The sequence below is a fragment of the Falsiroseomonas sp. genome, from assembly GCF_041690465.1.
GTDB lineage: Bacteria > Pseudomonadota > Alphaproteobacteria > Acetobacterales > Acetobacteraceae > Falsiroseomonas.
This window is the reverse complement of sequence record NZ_JAWLHG010000007.1, coordinates 68,368-90,817: the sequence shown is the minus strand read 5'-3', so window position 1 is coordinate 90,817 and position 22,450 is coordinate 68,368. Positions and strand designations below refer to the sequence as shown.

General features: G+C 70.9%; 24 protein-coding genes. 16 read left to right on the top strand and 8 right to left on the bottom strand.

Annotated features, from left to right (window positions below; genetic code table 11):
* Window positions 1-183 precede the first annotated feature (183 nt).
* Window positions 184-366, top strand: coding sequence for a hypothetical protein (locus tag ACESM1_RS09870; RefSeq protein WP_372619643.1), 183 nt, complete (start codon window positions 184-186; stop codon window positions 364-366).
* Here ACESM1_RS09870 and ACESM1_RS09865 read toward each other — a convergent pair whose 3' ends face one another.
* Entirely contained in the window at window positions 367-1,266 is a 900-nt protein-coding gene (locus tag ACESM1_RS09865; protein ID WP_372619642.1) for a DMT family transporter, read from the bottom strand. It lies immediately after the preceding gene.
* A gap of 51 nt (window positions 1,267-1,317) precedes the next feature.
* The gene (locus ACESM1_RS09860; RefSeq protein ID WP_372619641.1) at window positions 1,318-1,830 is read right to left on the bottom strand and encodes a cysteine dioxygenase; all 513 of its coding nucleotides are present in this window, start codon (window positions 1,828-1,830) and stop codon (window positions 1,318-1,320) included.
* A 264-nt stretch (window positions 1,831-2,094) separates the two neighbouring features.
* Between ACESM1_RS09860 and dctP the strand changes: the two genes are divergently transcribed.
* Genes dctP through ACESM1_RS09845 form a run of 3 tightly spaced genes read left to right on the top strand, consistent with a single transcriptional unit; the run spans window position 2,095 to window position 5,004 of the window.
* Window positions 2,095-3,132 carry a TRAP transporter substrate-binding protein DctP gene (dctP, locus tag ACESM1_RS09855; RefSeq protein WP_372619639.1) on the top strand — a complete coding sequence of 346 codons (1,038 nt, stop codon included), beginning with the start codon at window positions 2,095-2,097 and terminating at the stop codon, window positions 3,130-3,132.
* Window positions 3,133-3,185: 53 nt separating this feature from the next.
* A complete protein-coding gene (locus ACESM1_RS09850; protein ID WP_372619638.1) occupies window positions 3,186-3,704 on the top strand; it encodes a TRAP transporter small permease in 519 nt (172 codons plus the stop codon).
* Window positions 3,705-3,708: 4 nt separating this feature from the next.
* Window positions 3,709-5,004 (top strand): TRAP transporter large permease, encoded by a 1,296-nt coding sequence (locus ACESM1_RS09845; protein ID WP_372619636.1) that lies wholly within the window; start codon window positions 3,709-3,711, stop codon window positions 5,002-5,004.
* 15 nt (window positions 5,005-5,019) lie between these two features.
* Here ACESM1_RS09845 and ACESM1_RS09840 read toward each other — a convergent pair whose 3' ends face one another.
* A complete protein-coding gene (locus tag ACESM1_RS09840; RefSeq protein ID WP_372619635.1) occupies window positions 5,020-6,222 on the bottom strand; it encodes an MFS transporter in 1,203 nt (400 codons plus the stop codon).
* 139 nt (window positions 6,223-6,361) lie between these two features.
* Between ACESM1_RS09840 and ACESM1_RS09835 the strand changes: the two genes are divergently transcribed.
* The gene (locus ACESM1_RS09835; RefSeq protein WP_372619634.1) at window positions 6,362-6,766 is read left to right on the top strand and encodes an HPF/RaiA family ribosome-associated protein; all 405 of its coding nucleotides are present in this window, start codon (window positions 6,362-6,364) and stop codon (window positions 6,764-6,766) included.
* Between the two features lie 268 nt (window positions 6,767-7,034).
* On the opposite strand, the gene ACESM1_RS09830 is transcribed toward ACESM1_RS09835, so the two are convergent.
* Entirely contained in the window at window positions 7,035-8,504 is a 1,470-nt protein-coding gene (locus tag ACESM1_RS09830; protein WP_372619633.1) for a sulfatase-like hydrolase/transferase, read from the bottom strand.
* 105 nt (window positions 8,505-8,609) lie between these two features.
* Here ACESM1_RS09830 and ACESM1_RS09825 point away from each other — a divergent pair, with 105 nt between their 5' ends.
* From ACESM1_RS09825 to ACESM1_RS09800, 6 genes are all read left to right on the top strand, one after another.
* Entirely contained in the window at window positions 8,610-9,560 is a 951-nt protein-coding gene (locus ACESM1_RS09825; RefSeq protein ID WP_372619631.1) for an SPFH domain-containing protein, read from the top strand.
* Window positions 9,545-9,985 carry an NfeD family protein gene (locus ACESM1_RS09820; RefSeq protein WP_372619630.1) on the top strand — a complete coding sequence of 147 codons (441 nt, stop codon included), beginning with the start codon at window positions 9,545-9,547 and terminating at the stop codon, window positions 9,983-9,985. The genes ACESM1_RS09825 and ACESM1_RS09820 overlap by 16 nt, the downstream gene beginning before the upstream one ends.
* 33 nt (window positions 9,986-10,018) lie before the next feature.
* Window positions 10,019-10,423, top strand: a complete 405-nt coding sequence (locus ACESM1_RS09815; RefSeq protein WP_372619628.1) for an NfeD family protein — start codon at window positions 10,019-10,021, stop codon at window positions 10,421-10,423.
* A gap of 77 nt (window positions 10,424-10,500) precedes the next feature.
* Window positions 10,501-11,490 (top strand): Bug family tripartite tricarboxylate transporter substrate binding protein, encoded by a 990-nt coding sequence (locus tag ACESM1_RS09810; RefSeq protein ID WP_372619627.1) that lies wholly within the window; start codon window positions 10,501-10,503, stop codon window positions 11,488-11,490.
* A gap of 18 nt (window positions 11,491-11,508) precedes the next feature.
* Window positions 11,509-11,973, top strand: a complete 465-nt coding sequence (locus ACESM1_RS09805; protein WP_372619625.1) for a tripartite tricarboxylate transporter TctB family protein — start codon at window positions 11,509-11,511, stop codon at window positions 11,971-11,973.
* Window positions 11,974-11,980: 7 nt separating this feature from the next.
* Window positions 11,981-13,474: a tripartite tricarboxylate transporter permease gene (locus ACESM1_RS09800; protein ID WP_372619623.1), complete on the top strand. Its 1,494-nt coding sequence runs from the start codon at window positions 11,981-11,983 to the stop codon at window positions 13,472-13,474.
* 6 nt (window positions 13,475-13,480) lie between these two features.
* Here ACESM1_RS09800 and ACESM1_RS09795 read toward each other — a convergent pair whose 3' ends face one another.
* The gene (locus ACESM1_RS09795) at window positions 13,481-14,443 is read right to left on the bottom strand and encodes a Bug family tripartite tricarboxylate transporter substrate binding protein (RefSeq protein WP_372619621.1); all 963 of its coding nucleotides are present in this window, start codon (window positions 14,441-14,443) and stop codon (window positions 13,481-13,483) included.
* Between the two features lie 79 nt (window positions 14,444-14,522).
* Here ACESM1_RS09795 and ACESM1_RS09790 point away from each other — a divergent pair, with 79 nt between their 5' ends.
* Complete coding sequence (locus ACESM1_RS09790; protein WP_372619619.1) at window positions 14,523-14,966, top strand: MaoC/PaaZ C-terminal domain-containing protein; 444 nt, start codon at window positions 14,523-14,525, stop codon at window positions 14,964-14,966.
* 10 nt (window positions 14,967-14,976) lie between these two features.
* Complete coding sequence (locus tag ACESM1_RS09785) at window positions 14,977-15,327, top strand: TfoX/Sxy family protein (RefSeq protein WP_372619617.1); 351 nt, start codon at window positions 14,977-14,979, stop codon at window positions 15,325-15,327.
* Between the two features lie 76 nt (window positions 15,328-15,403).
* Here the strand turns inward: ACESM1_RS09785 and fusA are convergent, their stop codons facing one another.
* Both fusA and wrbA read right to left on the bottom strand, forming a co-directional pair.
* Window positions 15,404-17,485, bottom strand: coding sequence for an elongation factor G (fusA, locus tag ACESM1_RS09780; protein ID WP_372619616.1), 2,082 nt, complete (start codon window positions 17,483-17,485; stop codon window positions 15,404-15,406).
* 189 nt (window positions 17,486-17,674) lie between these two features.
* The gene (gene wrbA, locus ACESM1_RS09775; RefSeq protein ID WP_372619615.1) at window positions 17,675-18,229 is read right to left on the bottom strand and encodes an NAD(P)H:quinone oxidoreductase; all 555 of its coding nucleotides are present in this window, start codon (window positions 18,227-18,229) and stop codon (window positions 17,675-17,677) included.
* A gap of 117 nt (window positions 18,230-18,346) precedes the next feature.
* On the opposite strand from wrbA, the gene ACESM1_RS09770 reads away from it, so the two are divergent.
* The 3 genes from ACESM1_RS09770 to ACESM1_RS09760 all read left to right on the top strand — a co-directional run bounded on the left by ACESM1_RS09770 (window position 18,347) and on the right by ACESM1_RS09760 (window position 21,322).
* Complete coding sequence (locus tag ACESM1_RS09770) at window positions 18,347-19,705, top strand: DUF1800 family protein (RefSeq protein ID WP_372619614.1); 1,359 nt, start codon at window positions 18,347-18,349, stop codon at window positions 19,703-19,705.
* Window positions 19,702-20,922 carry a DUF1501 domain-containing protein gene (locus ACESM1_RS09765; protein WP_372619612.1) on the top strand — a complete coding sequence of 407 codons (1,221 nt, stop codon included), beginning with the start codon at window positions 19,702-19,704 and terminating at the stop codon, window positions 20,920-20,922. Before ACESM1_RS09770 ends, ACESM1_RS09765 begins: the two co-directional genes overlap by 4 nt.
* Window positions 20,923-20,986: 64 nt before the next feature.
* Window positions 20,987-21,322: a hypothetical protein gene (locus ACESM1_RS09760; RefSeq protein ID WP_372619611.1), complete on the top strand. Its 336-nt coding sequence runs from the start codon at window positions 20,987-20,989 to the stop codon at window positions 21,320-21,322.
* 13 nt (window positions 21,323-21,335) lie between these two features.
* Here the strand turns inward: ACESM1_RS09760 and ACESM1_RS09755 are convergent, their stop codons facing one another.
* Window positions 21,336-22,358, bottom strand: coding sequence for a hypothetical protein (locus tag ACESM1_RS09755; protein WP_372619609.1), 1,023 nt, complete (start codon window positions 22,356-22,358; stop codon window positions 21,336-21,338).
* Window positions 22,359-22,450 lie beyond the last annotated feature (92 nt).

Sequence of the window (22,450 nt, the reverse complement as noted above, 5' to 3'; positions counted from 1 at the left end):
TGTATCCTGGAGCCCTGAAATCGCAACATCGGGGCGGGCGCGTCTTGAAATCCGAGCCAGACCCGAACACAGTTTCGTTAACGTCGCTGGTTCGGGCGGTGCTTGCACCAGTCCCGACGGGTGCCGGAGCCAAGATGAAAGGTCACGTACCGCATGGACGGTCGTGCTCCAGATGATCGGCCGATGGGCTTCGCCGAGACGCAGGACGAGTTCCTGCCGCGGGGCAGCACCGAGCGCAGCAGCCCTGCGGCGGATCATGATCTGATCCGGCGTCTGGCCCGCGAGCGCATGCTGGCGCGAGAAGGCGCTGCCGGACCGTCCGGCCCGGCCGGGCGCGGGCGCTGGTTCCTGCCCTTCTCCGGCTGATCAGGCGGCGCTCCGCCGGCCGGTGAACAGCACCGCCACCAGCATCCCGCCCACCGCCAGCAGCACCCCGGCAAGCTTCGCTGCGCCCAGCGGCTCCCCGAGCACCAGCACCGAGAGCAGCAGCGCGGTCACCGGCACCAGCGTGGTGATGCAGGCGGTGCGCGTCGCGCCCATCAACTCCCCCGCCCTTGCATAGAGCGTGGTCGCCAGTGCCGAGGCGACCAGCCCTTGGGCGACCGCCTGCAGCAGCGCCATGCCGAGCGGCAGATGCGGCACCGCCCCGCCGCCGAGCAGCAGCCAGGGCGGCAGCAGCACCAGCGCGGAGAGCCCGCACATCGCCGCATTGCCGGCGAGCGCCGGCACCTGCCAGCGGCGCAGCAGGAGGGTGAAGGCCGCCCAGACCGTGCCGGCACCGAGCAGGATCAGGTCACCGCGCCAGGCACCGGGATGCGTGCCGGCGATGCCGTCCCAGCCGATCAGCAGCACGCCGGCGGCCAGCACGCCGATCGCCATCATCCGCCCGCGCGTCGGCCATTCCCCCAGCAGCGGGATACCGAGCACCGCGCCCATCACCGCCGCCATGATCGGCGCGATGGTGCCCCCATGGCTCGCCGGCGCATGCACCAGGCCCCAGCCGAACAGCAGCGCGTTGCCCGCCCCGCCGGTGGCGACCAGCCCCAGCAGGCGCGGCAGCCCGATCGTCGCCAGCACGCGGCGCGACCGCCAGGCGAAAGGGGCGAGCACCAGCCCGGCGGCGAGGTAGCGCAGCACCGCAAGATCCAGCGGCGAGTAGCCCGCCATGGTCCCGCTGCGCGCCACCACCGCCTGCGCGCCCCAGGCCAGGGCGGCCGCAAGGCCGAAGGCCATGCCGAGCGGGATGTTGCGGCCGGATGGGATCACGCCGGCGGATCTAGCCCGGCCCGCACCTCGCGCGAACCGCGCGGCGCCGGATCAGGCGGCGAAGACCTCGTTCACCTCGGCGCCGAACCGGTCGAAGGCGACTCCGTAGCAATGGATGGAGATCGCCGTCCGGCAGGAGAGGTTGGCCAGCCGGTGGATCAGCCGCGGATCGGCCGGCCCGTTGCCGGTGGCGCCCGGCGCCAGCAGCCGGGTCTCGCACGGCACCGGCGGCTCGCCAGGGGCGTAGTAGGTTTCGGTCAGCACGCCCTGATGCACGCCGAAGGCGCACCAGGTCCGGTGCGCATGCACGGGCGACATCTGGCCGGGGCGCCAGACCAGCGCCACCACCGCATAACCACCCTCGGGATCGCTGTGCAGCAGGTGCCGAACGTACTGGTCGGGGCAGCAGGGACAGTCCCTGCCCTCGAGGAGCTCGGGCCGCGCCACATGGGCCGCGATCGCCTGCGCCACCGCGCGGTCGCGCCTGGCCGGCTCGAGCCGGGATGCGCCCGCGATGCCGGCCAGCAGGGAATCGAGCGCGTTGCGGGGGCGGATGAAGGTCATGGCGGGCCGCTGTGATCGTCGCCATTCGGTAACCCAAGACCTTGCTCCCCATCAAGTCAAAAAGAGAGGATCCTTCCCTTCCCTCGCGCGTCTGTAGATCGTTTACGCTGAGTGGGCGGGCTTCGGGAGCAGGCTGGCCCAACCCTCGCGGCCCCGCCCTTGCGCGGGCCGGCCCCCTTGCCCAAGCGGCGCGCGGGCGTCCATCCTGCGCCGCAATCGGCGCCGACCCGGGAAGCGGGCGGCGGGATGGGAGGACAATCCGCAATGACCCCGCGCATAACACGCCGCACCGCGCTGCTCGCCGCCGCAGGCAGCCTCGCGCTGCCGGGCATCCCCCGCGCCCAGACCTATCGCCAGGAGTACAAGCTGTCGGTGGTGGGCAACCGGCCGATCCCGCTCTCGGAAGGCGCCTTCCAGTGGGCGGACCTCGTCACCCGTCGGTCCAACGGGCGGATCAACGTGAAGGTCTATCCGGGCAGCCAGCTCGTCGGCGGCGACCAGACGCGCGAGCTGGTGGCGATCCGCCAGGGCGTGATCGACATGGCGGTGTTCTCCACCATCAACATCTCGCCGCAGATCCGCGAGATGAACCTCTTCTCCCTGCCCTTCCTGCTGCAGGACCATCGCGGCTTCGACGCCATCATCAACGGCCCCGTCGGCGCCGAGCTGTTCCGCGCCCTGGCGACGCGGGAGGTCGAGCCGCTGGCCTGGGGCGAGAACGGCTTCCGCGAGATCTCCAACTCCCGCCGCGCGATCCGCACGCCGGAGGATCTGCGCGGGATGAAGATCCGCTTCGCCGCCGGGGCGATCTTCTCCGAGATCTTCACGGCACTCGGCGCGAACCCGGTGCAGATGTCCTTCGCCGACCTCCAGCCCGCGCTCTCGACCGGCGCGGTGGACGGGCAGGAGAACCCGATCAACCTCTTCCTCGCCTTCCGCATGGACACGCTGGCGCAGAAGCACCTGACGATCTGGAACTACGTGGCGGACGCCGGCATCTTCGTGGTCGGCAAGCGGGTGCTGGAGAGCTTCTCGCCGGCCGACCGCACGCTGATCACCGATTGCGCCAAGGAAGCCGCGCAGGCGCAGATCGCCGCCAGCCGAAAGGGCATCGGCATCGACGGCGACCGCTCCTCGATCGAGGAGATGGAGCGCCGGGGCGTGACGGTGACGGCGCTCTCGGATGCCGAGAAGCAGGCCTTCGCGCGCGCCACCCGCCCCGTCTTCGACAAATGGGCGCAGACCGTCGGCGCCGACCTGACGCGCCGCGCGGAAGCCGCGATCCGCGGCGCCCGCGCCTGAGCCAAGGCGCAGCGGGCGGCGCCCTGCCGCCCGCCGCCTGACGGGACCACGCCATGACCGACAATGCCGAGGTTCAGGCCCCCGGCCTCAAGCTCGGGGAAGCGCCGCCGCGCATTCCCGTGACGATCGAGGGCGCGGTGGGCGCGCTCATCATGGGCACGCTGGCGCTGATCACCTTCGCCAATGTGGTGGTGCGCTACTTCACCTCCGTCTCCTTCGCCTTCACCGAGGAATACTCGGTGGCGCTGATGGTGGTGATGACCTTCGTGGGCGCCGCCGCGGCGTTCGGCGCCGACCGGCACATCCGCATGACCTTCTTCACGGAGAAGCTGCCGCCGCGCACCGCGCGATGGGTCGAGATCTTCGTGCTGCTGGCAAGCCTGTCCGTGTTCGGCGCGATCGGCTGGCTCGGCACCTGGTACACCTGGGACGAATACCGCTTCGAGGTGATGACGCCCGGCCTCGGCGTGCCCTCCTGGTACTACACCGTCTGGATGCCGCTGCTTTCGGTGGTGATCTGCCTGCGCATCCTGGGGCGGATGTGGCGGGTTGCGCGGCTGGGGCTGGTCTAGGGCGATGGCGCTCGAAGGCTCGCTGATCCTTCTCGGCGTCTTCTTCGTCCTGCTGTTCGCGGGCGTTCCGGTCGGTGTCTCGCTCGGCGTCGCGGGCTTCCTGGTGATCGCCGTCGAGGGGCTCGGCGTGATGGCGCTGCCGACCAATGTCTGGACCGGCATCGCCAAATACCCGCTCCTCGCGCTGCCGATGTTCGTGCTCGCCGGCCTGGTGTTCGAGCGCGCGGGGGTGGCGATAAGGCTCGTCAACTTCGCCGCCGCGCTGGTCGGCCGGCGCGCCGGCGCGCTGGCCATCGTCGCCGTGCTGGTCTGCATGGTGCTCGGCGGCATCAGCGGATCGGGCGCGGCCGACGCCGCCGCGGTCGCCGCGGTGATGCTGCCGGCCATGCTGCGCCAGGGTTATCCGCGCCCGTACTGCGCCAGCCTGATCGCCGCGGCGGGCTCCACCGCGGTGCTGATCCCGCCCTCCATCCCCTTCATCGTCTATGCGGTGCTGGTGCCCGGCGTCTCGGTGCCGGCGCTGTTCGTCGGCGGGCTGGTGCCCGGGCTGCTGGCGGGCGTCGCGCTGATGGTGCCGGCGGTGATGCTGGCACGCATCCGCGGCTTCGGCCTGCCGGAGCCTGACGACGATCGCCCGCCGCTCTGGCAATCCTTCAGGGAGGCGATCTGGGGCCTGCTGGCGCCGGTGGTGATCCTCGGCGGGCTGCGCTCCGGCGCCTTCACGCCGACCGAGGCGGCGGTGGTCGCGGTGTTCTATGGCCTGTTCGTCGGCATCTTCATATATCGCGTGCTGACCCCGCGGCAGATCTACGAGGTGCTGCGCGACGGCGCAGAGATCTCGGCCGTGGTGCTGATCATCGTGGCGCTCGCCAGCATCTTCGCCCATGCCGGCAGCACCGTCGGCGCCTTCGATGCGCTGGCCAATGCGCTGGTCGGCATCACCGGCAACGAGGTGGTGATGCTGCTGATGATCACGCTGATCGTGCTGGTCGCCGGCATGCTGATCGACGCCATCTCCATCTTCCTGGTGTTCCTGCCGATCCTGATCCCGATCGCGACGGCGTTCGGCTGGGACCTGACCTGGTTCGGCATCGTGCTGACGATGAATGTCGCGATCGGCGCCTTCACGCCGCCGATGGCGGTGAACCTGATGGTGACCTGCAAGGTGGCCGGCTGCTCGATCGAATCGACGGTGCCCTGGGTGATGTGGTTCGTGCTGGCGATGGGCACCGCGCTGATGCTGGTGACCTTCGTGCCGGAGCTCGCACTGTTCCTGCCGCGGCTGCTCGGGGACCTGTAGGGAACGCTCTCCGGGTCAGCCCGCCCGACCGCCGGGCCGTTCGCGTGTCATCACGCCCAGCAGCGCGACCAGGGCGAGCGCCGTCAGGCCGGCCAGCGCGGAGATGCTCACTGCCAGCGGGGCGCCGAACATCTCCGCCAGCACGCCGATCAATATCTGGCCGAGCGGCCCGAGGCCGATGCACATCGTCACCAGCCCCATCTGCCGCGACCGCTGGCCGGCGGGCACGTTGGTCAGCACGATGGTGGTCTGCATGTTGCTGAACAGCGCAAGCCCGAGCCCGCCGCCGAGCAGCAGCAGGCAGGCCAGCGCATAGCTTGGCATCAGCGGCATCACCGCGAGGGTGACGAGGAACAGCGCCGATCCGCCGATCATGAGGACGCGCAGGCTGGAGCGCGGCGCAAGGCTCGCCAGCAGGATCCCGCCCAGCAGGCCGCCGAACGGCTCCGCCGCGGCCAGCAGCCCGACCAGCGCTTCCTGCACGCCGAACACCGAGCGCGCCAGCGGCGCGACGAGCGCGACGTAGGAGAAGGCGAAGAAGTTCATCGTCGCCGTCACCCCCAGCACGGTCAGCACCGCCGGCTGCCGCAAGGCGAAGGCGAGGCTGTCGGCCAGATCGCCCGGAACCCGCGCGAGGTTCACGCGCCGCGTCTCCTGGACGTGGTGGATGCCGGACGCCAACAGCGCGCCCATCAGGTAGCAGCCCGAGGAGATGGCGAAGGCGCCGGCGAGGCCAAGCCAGGCGAAGGAGATGCTGCCCACCAGCGGCCCGACCATGCGCGCGGATGAGTTCGTCAGGCTGTCGAGCGCCACCGCCTTGGACACCAGGCCAGGGCCGGCACATTCGCCGATCATCCGTCGGCGCGTGGCCATCTCGGTGGCCCAGACGCTGCCGCTGACGAAGGCCGCCAGCCCCAGGTGCCAGGGCTGCACCCAGCCCAGCAGGTAGAGCAGGCAGATGCTCGCGCCGGCCGCGCAACTCAGGACCATGCCGACGAAGAGGATGTGCTTGCGGTTCATCGCTTCGCACACCACGCCGGCGATCGCGCCGAAGCAGAGCAGAGGCAGGCTGCGCGCCGCGGTGACGAAGGCCACCGTGATGCCGGACCCCGTCACCTCGAAGGTGAACAGCGCCGCGGCGAGCACCTCCACCCAGCGCATCGAGTTCATGATGCCGCCGAGCAGCCACAGGCGCCTGAAGTCGCCCGAGGCCAGCAAGTCCCGCGCTCGGCCCTGTGGCGCGGGCGATTCCGGAGGCGCTTCCATCCCGCCGGCCATTGTGCACCGCCGGGGCGCGGCGGCCAACCGCGCCGATCATGCGGCCCCTGGCGGCGGGAGGGGGGTGGATCGCCGCCGCATGCCCACCAACTCTCAGGTCAGCGCTGCGTTGACGGTGCATCGAGGAAAGGAAGCGATGCAGATACAGATCAACACCAACCATACCGCCGGCGACGACGAGTTCACCGGGCGCGTAGAGGCCGCCGTCTCCGCCGGTCTCGACCGCTTCGCCGAACATCTCACCCGGGTGGAGGTGCATCTCGCCGACGTGAACGCCGCCAAGGGTGGTGCGGCCGACAAGCGCTGCATGATCGAGGCGCGGCCGAACGGCCAGCAGCCGGTGGCGGTGACGCACCAGGCGGAGACCATCCCGCTGGCGATTGACGGCGCCATCGAGAAGGCGCGCAAGGTTCTGGACAAGGCGCTGGCCGGGCGGACCGACCATAAGGGCCGCGCCTCGGTGCGCGACAACGACCTGAGCTAGGAGCCTGTCCGAGTATTCCTCGCCCACACCGCAGTCAGCAATTTTGATACACGAAGGCTATCATCGGTATCCGCTTTCACTTTCACAGGCGCTATAGGAGCAAGGTTGTGTCGCCCTTTGTCGCGAATCTGCTTTCTCGGACAGGCTCCTAGCCCGCGATCGCCCTGGGTGCACACCGCAGCTGGGCACGCCAGGGCGTGAAACGCCAGGCCCTTGAACGCCTGGACCAGGGTAGCCCCGAGCACACTCAGGGCTGCTTCGGTCCAGGTCAGCTCCAGGAGGGGCGCACGCCGGGCGGCGGCGAGAAGGGCAGGTCGCCGCGCGCCAGCACCGCCTCTCGCCCGCCATTGGCGGCAAGGATCGCGGCCTGCCGCGCCTTGACGCCCGCATCCAGCACCGCCGGATCCTCCCCCAGCTCGTCGCCCAGCGCAGCCTCGAGCCGCGCGAGCGTGGCGGCATGCGCCGGGTCGCCGGCGAGGTCCGCGAGTTCCTCCGGATCGGCTTCCAGGTCGAAGAGCTGCGCCGGATAGGTGACGTAGCGCACGTATTTCCAGCGTCCCTCGCGCAGCATGTAGGCCGCCTCGCGCGACCCGCTGGCGTGGTACTCGCTGACCACGCGCCGGCCGGGTGAGCCACCCCGCGCAATGTCGAACAGCGACCCCGAGCCCTCCGGCGGCGCCTCCGCGCAGCCGACGGCATCCAGCACGGTGGCGAAGACGTCGGTCAGCGACACCGGCGTGGCGCAGGTGGAGCCGCCCGGCACGCCCGCCCCGGCCAGGATCATCGGAACGCCGACGCTCTCCTCGTACATCACGGACTTCCCCCACAGGCCGCGCGCGCCGACATTGTCGCCATGGTCGGAGGCGTAGAGCACGCGCGTCTCCGTCCCCAGCCCGCAATCCTCGAGGCAGGCGAGGATCTTGCCGACCTGCTCGTCCATGAAGGAGACGAGCCCGTAGTAGCCCGCCATCATGCGCTGCGCCGTCGCCGCATCCTTCACATGGGAATCGTACGGGATGGTCGCCGCGTAGTCGCGGATGAAGGGATGCTGCGGCCGCTCCTCCTTCGCGTAGAGCTTCGGCATGCCCACCACCTCCGGCGGATACCGGAAGAAGTGCTCGGGCGGTGCGATCAGGGGGAAATGCGGCGTGACCAGCGAGACGAAGAGGCACCAGGGCTTCTCCGCCGCCTGCTTCGCGCGCGCCCGCAACCAGACCTGCGCGTCAGCGCAGATGTCGCGGTCATAGCGGGTGTAGTCGCTCTCGCCCGGGCCGGCGGCGGCGGACATCTTGGCCGCGCCTTTGCGCGGCGGCGCGGTCTCGTCGCGGACCAGCGCGAGCAGGTCGCCCTTGCCGTCCACCACATGCATCGCCAGGCGCTCTTCCGAGAAGCCGTGGTCGTCCCCGGGGAGGCCGCGGAAATGCAGCTTGCCGATCGAGACCACCTCATGACCGGCCTCCCGCAGGGCGTGGTGCCAGGAGCGCACGCCGCCATCATAGGGATCGGCGTTGTCGTGGTAGCGGCCCATCGCGTGCAGCGTCTGGCCCGTCGCCAGCGCGGCGCGTGCCGGCACGCAGATCGGCGAAGGGGTGATGGCGGCGGTGAAGCGCGTTCCTCGCGCGGCCAGCGCATCCAGGTTCGGCGTATGGGCGAAGGGGTGCCCGGCGCAGCCGAGCGCCTTCGGGTTGTGCTCGTCGGACAGGATGACCAGCAGGTTCTTCTTCGCCCCGATCGCCACGCCGCGCCCCTCCACCGGTTTCCCCGATGCTGGCCGCGATCGGGCGCGCGGAAAAGAGGGGGACGCGCTACCCTGGGGTGAAATCAAGGGGACCCGAGTCGCGCCATGTCCGACATCTCGCTGGCAACGATCGTCTTCATCGCACTGCTGCTGCTTGCGGTGTTCACCGTCGCGCAGGGCGTCCGCACCGTGCCGCAGGGCGAGGTGTGGTCGGTGGAGCGCTTCGGCGCCTTCACCCGCCTGCTGCAGCCGGGCCTGAACCTGATCGTCCCCTATGTGGACCGCATCGGCCGCCGGCTGAACGTGCAGGAGGTGGTGCTCGACATCCCCGAACAGGCGGTGATCACGCGCGACAACGCGACCGTCGCCACCGACGGCATCGTCTATTATCGCGTCATGGACCCGGCCAAGGCCGCCTATGCCGTGCAGGACATGAGCCTGGCGCTCACCAGCCTGGCGATGACCAACATCCGCTCCGTGGTCGGCGAGCTCGACCTCGACGCCACGCTGTCCGGCCGCGACCGCATCAACACCACGCTGCTGACCGTGCTGGACGGCGCGACCGAGCCCTGGGGCGTGAAGGTCAGCCGCGTCGAGATCCGCAAGATCGAGCCGCCGGAGAACCTGATCCGGGCGATGAACCTGCAGATGACCGCCGAGCGCGAGCGCCGCGCGGCGGTGGCGCGCGCCGAGGGCGAGAAGCAGGCGCTGGTGCTGCAGGCCGAAGGCCGGCGCGATGCCGCGATGCGCGACGCGGAGGCGCGCGAACGGCTGGCGCAGGCGGAGGCGAACGCGACGCGCATGGTCGCCGAGGCCGCCGCCGGGTCGGGCGGCGATGCGCTGCGTTACTTCATTGCCGAGAAATACGTGAAAGCGTTCGAGGCCCTGGCGGCCAACCCCTCCTCGCGTCTTGTGGTGGTGCCGATGGAGAGCTCGGCACTGGCCGGCGGCGTCACCCAGGCGCTGGAGCTGCTGCGCTTTCCCACCGGCGGCGGCGCGCCGGGCACCTCGCCGCCACCGGCGACGACAGGCGGGAACCCATGGAACCGGGGTTGATCTGGATCCTGCTCGGCTTGGCGTTGCTCGGCGCGGAACTGGTGCTGCCGGGCGTCTACTTCGTGTGGGCCGGCACCGCCGCCGTCGGCACCGGGCTGCTGCTGCTGATCGCCGCGCCGGGTTTCGGCGTGGCGGTGGCGGTGTTCCTGGCGCTGCTCGCTTCCGGCGTCGGCACCTCGCTCTGGCTGCGCCCGCGCGGCGGCCCCTCCCACCGCGTGAATGCGCCGGAAGCCGGGCTGGCCGGGCGGCATGGGATCGTGTTGTCGGCGGATGCCCGCGGCCTGCGCGTGAGAATCGGCGACAGCGACTGGCCCGCCCGCACTCCGCGCGGAGTCGCCACGCCCGCTGCGGGCAGCCAAGTGCGCGTGGAGGGTGTGGACGGGACGCTGCTCATTGTGCGGCCTAGCCTGGATGGCGATGCTTGACGTGCCAAGCCTCGCCGGATGACGGCTGGAGCGATGGGTTTGCTGGCCGCCTTGCTTCGAAGGTTTCGCTGGTTGCTGCTCGCCGTCGGGACATGCGCCTTTGCCTTTGGCGTCGGCTATGTGACGGAAGACGCCGCGCTGGGCATGCTCATGTTGCTCTCTGGCCTGCCGCTCGCGTTGGCGGTGGGCGCCTACTGGCGGCTTATGCAAGGCCTGGGGCCGCGACAACCTTACGCCGGGCCGTACGCTCACTTGATCGGTCAGAGTGGCGTGGTCATCGATCATGTGGCCGCCGGTGTCTGGGTGCGGCTGGCCGAGGAAGAGTGGCCGGCCCGCCTGCCGCCGTTCGCTCCGCGCCCTCCCGTGGGCGCGTCTGTGCAAGTGGAGACTGTGGCGGACGACATCCTGATCGTGCGGCCTATCGCACCACCGGCTTGATGCCGGCACCGCTTGCGGCCTAGCTTCTCCGCCAAGCGCCGCGCGCCAAGCGCCGCGCAGAGGGAGACAGAGACGCCATGGCCATCCTCACACGCCGCCACCTTCTTGCCGGGTCCGGGCTCGCCGCGGGCGGGCTGCTCGCCGTGCCCGCCATCGCGCAGGGCCGCTACCCGAATCGGCCGATTCAGATGGTGGTGCCCTGGGGTGCGGGCGGCGGCACCGACGCCACGGCGCGGATCGTCGCCACCCTGCTCGAGAAGGATCTCGGCCAGCCGGTGAACGTGGTGAACCGCACGGGCGGCTCCGGCGTGGTGGGCCACAGCGCGATCGCGACCGCGCAGCCGGACGGCTACACGATCGGGATGATCACGGTCGAGATCACCATGATGCACTGGCAGGGGCTGACCCAGCTCAACCCCACCAGCTACACGCCGCTGGCGCTGATGAACTCCGACCCGCCGGGCGTGCAGGTGAAGAACGACTCCCCCTACGCCGACATCAAGGCGCTGGCGGACGCGATCAAGGCGCAGCCCGCCGGCACCTTCAAGGCCTCCGGCACCGGCCAGGGCGGCATCTGGCACCTGGCGCTGGTCGGCTGGCTGCAGGCGATGGGGCTGAAGGGCGACCATGTGCGCTGGGTGCCCTCCAACGGCGCGGCGCCGGCGATGCAGGAACTGGCCGCGGGCGGCGTGGACATCGTCACCTGCTCGGTGCCCGAGGCGCGCGCGATGCTCGATGCCGGCCGTGCCAAGTCGCTGGCGATCATGGCGCCCGAGCGCAATCCGCAATTCCCGAACGTGCCGACGCTGAACGAGACGCTCGGCATCAACTACTCCGTCGGCGCTTGGCGTGGCATCGCCGGGCCGAAGAACCTGCCCGACTCCGTCACCTCGGTGCTGGTGCCGGCGATCAAGCGCACCTTCGACAACAACGAGTTCAAGCAGTTCATGAACCAGCGCGGCTTCGGCATGATCTACGCCGACCCGCAGGGCTTCGCGCAGTTCATGGCGGCGGGCGACCGCGCTATGGGCGAGGCGATGCGCGGCGCCGGCCTGGCGCGCGGCTGATCGGGAGCGGCGCCGGGCATGCGCCTGAACGACGCGCTGCTCGGCGCCGTCCTGCTGGGATTCGCGGGCTGGGTGTGGTGGCTCACCACCTTCTTCCCCGCCTTCCCCGGGCAGGATTACGGGCCGAACCTGTTCCCGCGCATCCTTGCCGCGGGGATCGGGTTCTGTGCGTTCCTGCTCGTGCTGCGTGGCCTTCGCGAGCGCGCGCCCGCCCTGACGCTCGCGCCCTGGACGCGGGATCCGGCGCGGCTGCTCTCCGTGGTGCTGATGCTGGGCGCGGTGGTGTTCTACATCCTCGCCGCCGACTCGCTGGGCTTCATCCCCACCGCCTTCCTGCTGCTGACGGCGCTGTTCCTCTGGTTCCGCACCCGCGTGCTGGTGGCGCTGCCGGTCGCGGCCGGGGTGACCTTCCTGGTGCATTGGTTCTTCGCCGGCCTGATGCGCGTGCCGCTGCCGCGCGGACTGATGGATCCGTTCCTGTGAGCACGCCGTGGACGCGATAGCGCAGGCCTTCGGGCTGGTCTTCGACCCCTTCGTGCTCGGCGTCATCGCCGCCTCGGCGATCTTCGGGCTGTTCGTCGGCGCGATGCCGGGGCTCACCGCAACCATGGCGACCGCGCTGCTGGTGCCGGTGACCTTCTTCATGGACCCTGTCCCGGCGCTCGGCGCCATCGTCACCGCCACCGCCATGGCAATCTTCGCCGGCGACATCCCGGCGGCGATGCTGCGCATGCCGGGCACGCCGGCCTCGGCGGCCTATGCCGACGAGGCCTATGCGATGACGCGGAAGGGCGAGCTCGGCCTCTGCATGGGGGTGAACCTCGTCTACTCGGTCGCCGGCGGGCTGGTCGGCGTGTTGGTGCTGGTCGCCGCGGCGCCGGCGCTGGCGGAGGTGGCGATCAACTTCTCCTCCTTCGAGTATTTCTGGCTCGCCTGCCTCGGCCTGACCTGCGCGGTGTTCCTGACCAACGCGGATCCGGTGAAGGGCTTCCTTTCGCTGTTCTTCGGCCTGCTGCTGGCCACCGTGGGGATCGACCCCTCCGCCGGCTTCCCGCGCTTCACCTTCGACGAGGTGGAGCTGATGCAGGGCGTCAGCTTCATCCCGACGCTGATCGGCATCTTCGCCGTCAGCGAGCTGCTGCGCGGCGCCGTCTCGGTGCGCGATGCCGGCCAGGCGGTGGTCGAGCAGGTCGGCCACGTCTTCCGCGGCCTCGGCGCCACCTTCCGCGTCTACTGGACGAATTTCCTTCGTGGCAGCGCGATCGGCACGGTGATCGGCGCGCTGCCGGGCGCGGGCGCCGACATCGCCGCCTGGATCAGCTACGCCGTCTCCCGGCGCTTCTCCAGGACGCCCGAGAAATACGGCACCGGCCATGTCGAGGGCATCGTGGATGCCACCTCGGCCAACAACTCCGCCGTCGCCGCCGCCTGGATCCCGGCGCTGGTGTTCGGCATCCCCGGCGATTCGATCACCGCCATCGTGGTCGGCGTGCTCTACATGAAGGGGATGAACCCCGGCCCGACGGTGTTCGCCGAGAACCCGCAATTCATCTACGCGGTGTTCCTGATCTTCATCCTGGCGAACCTGATCATGCTTCCGCTCGGCTGGGCGGCGATCAAGAGCGCGCGGCAGATGCTGCGCACGCCGCGCAACGTCCTGCTGCCTGTCATCCTGCTGTTCTGCATCGTCGGCAGCTTCGCCATCACCAACAGCCTCTACGGCGTGATCCTGATGCTGGCGATGGGCGTCTTCGGCTGGGTGCTGGAGGAGCATGGCATCCCGGTCGCGCCGCTGATTCTCGGCCTGGTGCTCGGCGAGATGCTGGAGCAGACCTTCGTGCAGTCCATGATCAAGGCGGACGGCGCGTACCTCACCTTCTTCGACCGGCCGATCGCAGGCTTGCTCGGCGTCGCGACGCTGCTCATCTGGACCACGATGCTCGGGCGAGCGGCGCTGCGCGCAGGGCGGGGCGCCGTCGCCTGAGGCGGATCAGTCCACCTTCGCGCCGCTGATCCGCACAGCCTCGGTCCATTTCTGGTCCTCGCTGCGCAGGAAGGTCGCGAACTGCTCCGGTCCCATGCCGACCGCGATGGAGCCATCGGCGGTGGTGCGCGCGCGGAAGGCCGGGTCGGCAAGTGCGGCCTGCACCGCCGCGTTGATCCGCGTCACTGCCACATCCGGCATGCCGGCGATGCCCATCACCGCGAACCAGGAGGTCAGGTCGAAGCCCGGCACCGTCTCCCCCACTGCCGGCACGTCGGGCAGCGCGTGGTTGCGCTGCGCCGAGGTGACGCCGAGGCCGCGCAGCCGCCCGCTCTTGATCAGCTCGGTCACCGTGGCGAGCGTGGGGAAGCCGAAATTCACGTTCCCCGCCATCACGTTGTTGACGATGTCCGGCGCGCCGCGGAAGGGCACATGCACGGCCTCCACCTGCGTCGCCGCCTTGAACAGCTCCGCCGCGAGATGCGCGCCTGAGCCGTTGCCGCCGCTCGCATAGGGCTGGCCGGGCCTGGCCTTCAGATCGGCGATCAGTGCCGCCGTGGTGGCCGGGCCGCTCATCGGCACCACCAGGCAATGCGGCATGGCGAAGGCCACGGTGATCGGGACGAAGTCGCGATACACATCGTAGCCGAGGCGTCGGCTGGTCAGCGCCTGGTTGGTCAGCAGCGCATTCGTCCCGAGCAGGATCGTGTAGCCATCGGGCGCCGCCCGAGCGGCGTGCTCGTTGCCGATGTTGCCGCCGGCGCCGCCCCGATTCTCGATCACCACGGACTGCCCGATCGAGGCCGAGATCCGCTCGGCCAGGTTCCGGGCTATGACGTCCGGCGCGGAGCCCGGGATGTAGGGCACCACGAAGCGCACCGGCCGGTTCGGCCAGGCCGGCGCCTGCGCCAGGACTTGTGGAGCCACCAGCAGGCCGGCACCCAGCGTCAGGACGTCGCGACGTTTCATGGCTCGTTCCCCCGTTGCGGCGAGCCTATGCGCGCAACGGTCCTGGCCGCAAGCCGCCTCGCGGCCTAACCTGCCGCCCATGACTCCGATCCGATCGCCCGACGACCTCGCCCCCGGGATGAGCTTCGACCTGGGCCGATTCGTGCTGCCGCGGGAGGAGGTGCTCGACTTTGCGCGGAAATACGATCCGCAGCCCTTCCACCTGGACGAGGAGGCCGCCAAGCGCTCGATCTTCGGCCGGCTGGTCGCCAGCGGCCTGCACACCTTCTCCGCCGCGGTCGGCCATCTCATGCGCAGCGGGCTGTTGTCGCAAGTGAACCTCGGCGCCGGCGGCGCCGATCTGAAGTGGCCGGCGCCGCTCGAACCCGATACGCCGGTGACGATGCGCGTCACCGTCGAGGAGGTGCGGCCGAGCCGCTCGAAGCCGGAGATGGCGATCGTCAGGCTGCGCTACGTCGTCGCGGTCGAGGCCGACGGCACGGTGGTGCTGGACGTGCTGGCACCGCACTTCATGACGCGATAGGGCGCGGCCGATGCCGCATGACCCGCACCTGGCCGAGCTGATGCGCGATGCGCTGCGCCGGCGCGCCGGCATCGTCGAGAAGCGGATGTTCGGCGGCATCTGCTGGATGCTGCACGGGAACATGCTGTGCGGCGTCTGGCGCGACGGCTTCCTGTTCCGCGTGGGTCCGGAACGCCAGGGGGAGGCGCTGGCGCGGCCCGGCGCCGAACCGATGGACATCACCGGCCGGCCGATGCGCGGCTTCGTCCGGGTCGGCGCGGATGAGGCGATCGATGCCGGGCTGGAGGCGTGGATCGCCCTCGCCGCGCGCTTTGTCGGCGGCCTGCCGCCCAAGGCGCCGCGCGCGCTGGCGCGGCGGTAGGGCTCGCGAGGCGGCGGAATCGAGACGGCGCGGGGGCTTCCCCCCGCGCCGTTCGGCAGGCCCGAGGCTCTCGGCCTTAGGCGGACTTCTTCATGATCTCGTCGGCGACGTTGCGCGGCACCGGATCATAGTGGTGGAACTGCATCGAGAAGCTCGCGCGGCCCTTGGTCATGCCGCGGAGGTTCGAGATGTAGCCGAACATCTCCTTCAGCGGCACATGCGCCCGGACGATCACGCTGGTGCCGGCCATGTCCTGGCTCTGGATCACGCCGCGGCGGCGGTTCAGGTCGCCGACCACGTCGCCGACATGGTCGGACGGCGTGGTGACCTCCACGTCCATGATCGGCTCCAGGATCACCGGGCCGGCCTTCTTCATGCCCTCGCGGAAGCAGGCCTTGGCGGCGATCTCGAAGGCCAGCGCGGAGCTGTCCACGTCGTGGTACTTGCCGTCCACCAGGCTGTACTTGAAGTCCACCGTCGGGAAGCCGGCGAGCACGCCGGTGTCGGCCTGCACCTTGATGCCCTTCTCGACCGCCGGGATGTACTCGCGCGGCACCGAGCCGCCGACCACGGCGTTGACGAACTCGATGCCCTCGTTCCGCTCCTTCGGCTCGAAGGTGATCTTCACCTCTGCGTACTGGCCCGAGCCGCCCGACTGCTTCTTGTGGGTGTAGGTCTCGGTATGCGCCTTGGTGATGGTCTCGCGGTAGGCGACCTGCGGGGCACCGATATTGGCGTCCACGCCGTATTCGCGCTTCAGCCGGTCGATGATGATCTCGAGGTGCAGCTCGCCCATGCCGGAGAGGATCGTCTGGCCGCTCTCCTGGTCGGTGCGCAACCGCAGCGAGGGATCCTCGCCGGCCAGCTTCTGCAGGCCGAGCGTCATCTTCTCGACGCCTTCCTTGGTCTTCGGCTCGACGCTGATGTCGATCACCGGCACCGGGAAGGCCATGCGCTCCAGGATCACCGGGTCGTCGCTGGCGGCCAGCGTATCGCCCGTGCCGGTGTCCTTCAGGCCGACGAAGGCCGCGATGTCGCCGGCGGAGACCTCCTTGATCTCCTCGCGCTTGTCGGCGTGCATCTGGAACATGCGGCCGATGCGCTCACGGCTGTCCTTGGTCGTGTTCATGACCATGTCGCCCTGCCGCAGCGTGCCGCGGTAGACGCGCACGAAGGTCAGGTTGCCGTATTTGTCGTTGATGATCTTGAAGGCGAGGCCGGCGAAGGGCGCGTTCTCATCGGCCGGGATCACCTGGCGCTCGGCCGTCTCGTCCTCGCCCTCGGCCGGCGCGACCTTGATGCCGGGGATGTCGATCGGGCTCGGCAGGTAGTCGAGCACGGCATCGAGCAGCGGCTGCACGCCCTTGTTCTTGAATGCCGTGCCGCAGAGCACCGGGCGGAACTCGCCGCTGATCGTGCCCTTCTTGATGCAGCGCTTCAGCGTCTCGATCGAGACGTCGCCCTTGTCGAAGTATTCCTCCATCGCCGCCTCGTCCACGCCGACGACGGTGTCGAGCAGCTTGGCGCGGTATTCGGCCGCCTTCTCCTTCAGGTCGTCGGGGATCGGCGCATCCTCGTACAGCGCGCCGAGCTCGTCGCCCTTCCAGATGATCGCCTTCATCTCGATCAGGTCCACCACACCCTTGAAGGTGTCCTCGATGCCGATCGGCAGCTGCAGCGTCACCCAGTTGATGCCGAGCTTCTCGGTCAGCGTCGCGGCCGCGCGGTAGAAGTCGGCGCCGGTGCGGTCGAGCTTGTTGATGAAGATGATGCGCGGGACGTTGTAGCGGTCCGCCAGGCGCCAGTTCGTCTCGGACTGCGGCTGCACGCCGGCGACGCCCTCGATGATGAAGATCGCGCCGTCGAGCACGCGCAGCGAGCGGTTCACCTCGATGTTGAAATCGATGTGGCCGGGCGTGTCGATGATGTTGATCCGGTGGTCCTTCCACACGGCGGTCACGGCGGCGGAGGTGATGGTGATCCCCCGCTCACGCTCCTGGTCCATGTAGTCGGTCGTGGTGTTGCCGTCATGCACCTCGCCGATGCGGTGCGACTTGCCGGTGTAATACAGGATACGCTCGGTCGTGGTCGTCTTGCCGGCGTCGATGTGCGCCGTGATACCGATGTTGCGAATGCGATCGAGCGGTGTGCGCGCCACGACGGGCCTCCATGGACGAAAGCGGGCGTCCCCAGGGGCCGTTCCGCCCCAGGTGCCCGCCCGATAGTTCCGAATCAGCGTTTGTGCGCTGCGCAGATGCCCTCTCCGGGGCGGATTTGCAAGCACGCCGGCGAAGGAACCCCCCAATGCGGCCGCATGGCCACACTGTTCCCGGCGCGGGGCGGCGGCCTATCCCACCAGCCGCCGCGCGATCCGGGCGACGTGCCCGCCCTGGTAGCGCGCGCCCGCCACGGTGGTTGCCCCGCAGGGGCTCATCCCGGCGATCTCCTCCGGGCGCACCTCGCCGGGTGCCGGATAGGGCAGGCCGGCAACCAGCATGCCGTGGTGCAGCAGCAGCGTGTGCAGCGCCAGCAGCGTCACCTCCAGCCCGCCATGCTTGGTCGCCGCCGAGGTGAAGGCGCCGCCCACCTTGCCCACCAGTGCGCCGCGGCTCCAGATCGCGCCGGTCTGGTCCCAGAAATGCGCCATCTGGGTCGCCATCCGCCCGTAGCGGGTCGGCGTGCCGACGACGATCGCGTCGTACTCCGGAAGTTCGGCCGGGTCGGCCACCGGCGCCGCGTTCGCCTTGACGCCCATCGCCAGCATCTGCTCGGCCGAGAGCAGTTCCGGCACGCGCTTGACCGCGACCTCGGCCCCTTCGGCCCGGGCGCCGTCGGCCATCGCCTCGGCCATGCGCTCGAGGTTGCCGTAGGTCGAATGGTAGAGCACCAGGATGCGCGCCATGGATCCCTCCGCAAGCGCGCCCCGAGTAGCCCGCCGGCCGCCGCACGTCACCCTTCGTTACCCTCCGATGCGCAGCCAGGGGCGAAGGCAGGGCAGCGCCATGCTACCTTCCGGTGCATGACCGCCCGACGCCACATCGCCCCGATCCGCTTCGGGCTCGGCCTACGTCTCGGTGAGGCACCGCCCGCCGATCCGGAGGCCTGGCTCGCCGCCCAGCTCGTCGGCCCCGGTACGCCGCCACTCGGCGGCGCCACCACCGCCGACGCCATCCGCGCGCGCGCCGAGAGCATCACCATGCGCCGCCAGCGCGACCGCACGCAGGCCGCACAGCAGGGCGGCGCCATGGCCGCCGCGCCGCAGCCGGGAATGGCCGCCGGGCCGCCGGGCCGCAGCCCTCTGGCCGAGCTGCTGCGCAGCGAGATGCGGCTCTGGGCCGAGCGCCGCCTGGACACGCCCGAGCCGTTCCGCGACCGGCTGGTGGATTTCTGGATGAACCACTTCACCGTCAGCCGCCGCTCCGGCGTGGTCGGCGCGCTGCCCGGCCCGCTGGAGCGCGAGGCGATCCGCCCGCATGTCACCGGCCGCTTCGCCGACATGCTGGTCGCCGTCACCCGCCACCCGGCGATGCTGGTCTATCTCGACAACCACGTCTCGATCGGGCCGAACAGCGAGCTCGGCCGCCGTGCCCGCCGCGGCCTGAACGAGAACCTGGCGCGCGAGGTGCTGGAGCTGCACACCCTCTCGCCGGCCGGCGGCTACACCCAGGGCGACGTGCAGCAGCTGGCGCGCATCCTCACCGGCTGGATGGTGGCGATGGAACGCGAGCCCTTCGGCTTCATCTGGCGCCCGGCGGCGCATGAGCCCGGCCCGAAATCCCTGCTCGGCCGCCGCTTCGGCGACGGTCCCGACAGCCAGGAGGCGGCGCTGCGCTTCCTGGCCAACCACCCGGCCACCCATCGCCACCTGGCGGTGAAGCTCGCCCGCCACTTCGTCGCCGACGACCCGCCACCCGCCGCCGTCCGCGCCCTGGAGGAGGTGCTGCGCAGGACCGAGGGCGACCTCGGCGCGGCGGCCCAGGCCCTGATCACCCTGCCCGCGGCGTGGGAGCCGCCGCTCGGCAAGTTCCGCGCGCCGCAGGATTTCGTGCTGGCCGCGACGCGCGCTTCCGGGCTGGAGCGGCCCGATTTCGTGGTGCCGGCGCTCGCCGCCCTGGGCCAGACGATCTGGAGCGCGCCACAGCCGAATGGCTGGCCCGACAAGGCCGGCGACTGGGCCGGGCCGGAGGCGCTGATGCGCCGCGTGGACTGGGCCTACACCTTCTGCGGCCGGCTCGGCCGCGCCGACCCGGCCGCCGTCACCGAGGCCGCGCTAGGCCCCTTCGCCCGCGCCGAGACCGTCAGCGCCATGCGCGGCGCCGGCTCGGTGCGCGACGCGCTCACCCTCCTGTTCGCCAGCCCGGAGTTCATGCGCCGATGACCGACCGGATGCCCTGCACCGCCGAGGCGCCGCACGCCTCCTTCCGGGTGTCGCGCCGCGGGCTGCTGCTCGGGCTGGGTGCGACCATGGCGCTCGGCGGCACCCGTGCCGCCTTCGGCCAGGCACCGGGCGAGCGCCGCTTCGTGGTGGTGCTGCTGCGCGGCGCGTTGGACGGCCTCTACGCCGTGCAGCCCTATACCGACCCGAAGCTCACCGAGCTGCGCGCGCCGCTGCGCCTGCCGGAGCCGGGCCAGCCGGAGGGCCTGCTCGACCTCGGCGGCCGCTTCGGCCTGCATCCGGCGCTGTCCGGGCTGCACGGGATGTATGCCGCCAACCAGGCGCTGGTGGTGCACGCGGTTGCCGGCCCCTATCGCAGCCGCTCGCATTTCGAGGCGCAGGACCTGCTGGAGGCCGGCGCGGAGCAGCGCCTGACCAGCGGCTGGCTCAACCGGGCCCTGCAGGCGATGCCGAGCACCGGCGAGGTACGCCCCGGCCTGGCGGTGGGCAGCGGCGTGCCGCTGCTGCTGCGCGGCTCGGCGCCGGTGGGCTCCTACTCGCCGCCCGGGATGGACCGCCCCTCGGACGACCTGATGCACCGGATCGCGGCCCTGCAGCAGGCCGACCCGCAGCTCGGCCCGGCCTTCCGCGAGGGCATGCGCGCGCGCGGCTTCGCCGAGACCGCGCTCGGGGCGGGCGACACCGACCCGCAGCGGGCGAGCTTCCCGCGCCTGGCCGCCGCGGCCGGGCGGCTGCTGGCGGAGCGTGGCGGGCCGCGCGTGGCGGCGCTTGAGCTCGGCGGCTGGGACACCCATGCCATGCAGGCCAATCGCGTGGTCGGCCCGATGCGGGCGCTGGATGCCGGCCTGGTCGAGTTGCGCGACGCTCTCGGGTCGGACTGGGCACGGACCGCGGTGCTGGTGATCACCGAGTTCGGCCGCACAGCGCGCGCCAATGGCAATCGCGGCACCGACCACGGCACCGGCGGCATCGCCTTCCTGCTCGGCGGCGCGGTCGCCGGCGGCCGGGTGGTGACGGACTGGCCGGGCTTGGGCCCGGACGGCCTGCTGGAGAATCGCGACCTCCGCCCCACCGCCGATCTGCGCGCCGTGGCCAAGGCACTGCTGCGCGACCACCTGCGCCTTGATCCGCGCGCGGTGGCACAGGCCTTCCCGGGCAGCGACGGCGTGGGGGCGATGCGCGGGCTGCTGCAGACGTAGCGGCCCGCAACCCCCTTCGCCCCGCCGGCGTTCCGCCTTCGGATGGAACAAGGGGGAGGCGCCGGTGCCCGAACGTTTCGAGGTCTACCGCTACCGGATCGAGCGCGCCGGTGAGGCGCGAGAGACGCGCTACACCTTCGCGCCGATGAAGGGCGTCGGCTATGCCGGCAATGACGAGCCTACCGACGCACACCCGATGGGCAACGAGCCCGCCGATGTTGGCCAGACCGTGCCCGCCGGCCATGTCGAGGCGCCGGAGGGCAGCCGCATCGTCTCCATGGAGCCGCCGATCCTCGACATCCCCGGCCGCGGCCGGCTGGACCTCGACGCGGTGATCGGCAGCACCGAGGGAGAGGCGCCGGAACTCGGCCCGCTGGTCCGCTGGCGGCCGCGCGGCTGAGGCGCGACGACGCTCAGCAGCGCGGCTGCGCCACGCGGTCCTCCGGCCCGATGAGGGAGAAGGCGAAGGGCTCGGGCGCGCCCGGGTCCACCACAACCCGCACCGCCCGCGTGTCCTGGGCGCCCGGCACCATGATCCGGGTGACGTTCGGCGCCGCTTCGTACGGCTTGTCCTGCAGCCAGAAATGGCTGTCGCCATGGATCAGCAGTACCGGCCGGCCGAAGGCTGCGGCGGCGCGTCCGATCGCGTCGCGCGTCTCGCGGATGCCGCTGTCGTAGCCGCGGCCGCAGCGCTGCACGTAGAAGAGGTCGGCCTGGGTGGCGAGCACCACGGCCCGCGCGCCGGCGCGGCGGGCCTCGGCGAAGGTTCCCTCCAGCCATTCCAGGTTGGCGGCGTTGCGCGCCTCGTACTCGGCCATCGCGCCCTCGGGCGGGACGATTTCCGGGCGCTCACCGGGTTCGGTCGGGCGGTTGTTGTTGCTCCCGACGACGTGCAGCGTCGCAAACACTACGTCATTGTGCGTCCAGCTGGCATTCTCCACGAAGGCGCGGTGCGCGGTGTGCATGTCCGCCTGCCGGTGCAGCGGCAGCGGCCGGCGGCCAAGGCTCAGCGCGTCGCGGAAGAACCGGGCGCGGATCAGCGCCAGCCGCTCCAGCGGGTCGTAGCGGCCGCCGCGGTCCTGCCAGCAATCGGTCCATTCGTTGTCGCCCGGCGTGTAGATCAGCGGCGCGGCGGAGAGGCTCATCCAGGCGAAGGGGCCGAGCACCTTGTCGTCGCTGCACACATCGCTGCCGCCCTTCGTGTCGCCGACGAAGATGGAGAAGGCGGGCCGGGCCTGGTTGATCTGCCCCATCAGCGCGGCGACGCGGCCGGCCTCGCCGAGGCAATCCTGCGGGCGGGTCGGCTGGCAGTACGGCATGTCGCCGAAGGCCACGAAGCTGAAGGGCTGCGGCGCGGCCGGCGCCTGCGCGGCGGCGGGCAGGAACCCGGCCGATACGGCCAGGGCCAGGGCGGCGAGAAGGATGGGCAGGCGCATGAGGGACTCGACCTTCGGCTGCGGAGTGGGGCGGGAGCCTAGCGGCACGCGCGCCGCCTGAGCATGACCGATCCGTGGCGCTTGAAGCTGGA

What these genes read in the sequence shown, in the direction of transcription:
- ACESM1_RS09850 (WP_372619638.1), top strand. Translation starts at nt 3,186, where the DNA reads ATGACCGACAATGCCGAGGTTCAGGCCCCCGGCCTCAAGCTCGGGGAA.
- ACESM1_RS09820 (WP_372619630.1), top strand. Translation starts at nt 9,545, where the DNA reads ATGGAACCGGGGTTGATCTGGATCCTGCTCGGCTTGGCGTTGCTCGGC.
- ACESM1_RS09845 (WP_372619636.1), top strand. Translation starts at nt 3,709, where the DNA reads ATGGCGCTCGAAGGCTCGCTGATCCTTCTCGGCGTCTTCTTCGTCCTG.
- ACESM1_RS09825 (WP_372619631.1), top strand. Translation starts at nt 8,610, where the DNA reads ATGTCCGACATCTCGCTGGCAACGATCGTCTTCATCGCACTGCTGCTG.
- ACESM1_RS09860 (WP_372619641.1), bottom strand. Translation starts at nt 1,830, where the DNA reads ATGACCTTCATCCGCCCCCGCAACGCGCTCGATTCCCTGCTGGCCGGC.
- ACESM1_RS09785 (WP_372619617.1), top strand. Translation starts at nt 14,977, where the DNA reads ATGCCGCATGACCCGCACCTGGCCGAGCTGATGCGCGATGCGCTGCGC.
- ACESM1_RS09770 (WP_372619614.1), top strand. Translation starts at nt 18,347, where the DNA reads ATGACCGCCCGACGCCACATCGCCCCGATCCGCTTCGGGCTCGGCCTA.
- ACESM1_RS09795 (WP_372619621.1), bottom strand. Translation starts at nt 14,443, where the DNA reads ATGAAACGTCGCGACGTCCTGACGCTGGGTGCCGGCCTGCTGGTGGCT.
- ACESM1_RS09805 (WP_372619625.1), top strand. Translation starts at nt 11,509, where the DNA reads ATGCGCCTGAACGACGCGCTGCTCGGCGCCGTCCTGCTGGGATTCGCG.
- dctP (WP_372619639.1), top strand. Translation starts at nt 2,095, where the DNA reads ATGACCCCGCGCATAACACGCCGCACCGCGCTGCTCGCCGCCGCAGGC.
- ACESM1_RS09765 (WP_372619612.1), top strand. Translation starts at nt 19,702, where the DNA reads ATGACCGACCGGATGCCCTGCACCGCCGAGGCGCCGCACGCCTCCTTC.
- ACESM1_RS09870 (WP_372619643.1), top strand. Translation starts at nt 184, where the DNA reads ATGGGCTTCGCCGAGACGCAGGACGAGTTCCTGCCGCGGGGCAGCACC.
- ACESM1_RS09810 (WP_372619627.1), top strand. Translation starts at nt 10,501, where the DNA reads ATGGCCATCCTCACACGCCGCCACCTTCTTGCCGGGTCCGGGCTCGCC.
- ACESM1_RS09790 (WP_372619619.1), top strand. Translation starts at nt 14,523, where the DNA reads ATGACTCCGATCCGATCGCCCGACGACCTCGCCCCCGGGATGAGCTTC.
- ACESM1_RS09815 (WP_372619628.1), top strand. Translation starts at nt 10,019, where the DNA reads ATGGGTTTGCTGGCCGCCTTGCTTCGAAGGTTTCGCTGGTTGCTGCTC.
- ACESM1_RS09835 (WP_372619634.1), top strand. Translation starts at nt 6,362, where the DNA reads ATGCCCACCAACTCTCAGGTCAGCGCTGCGTTGACGGTGCATCGAGGA.
- ACESM1_RS09755 (WP_372619609.1), bottom strand. Translation starts at nt 22,358, where the DNA reads ATGCGCCTGCCCATCCTTCTCGCCGCCCTGGCCCTGGCCGTATCGGCC.
- wrbA (WP_372619615.1), bottom strand. Translation starts at nt 18,229, where the DNA reads ATGGCGCGCATCCTGGTGCTCTACCATTCGACCTACGGCAACCTCGAG.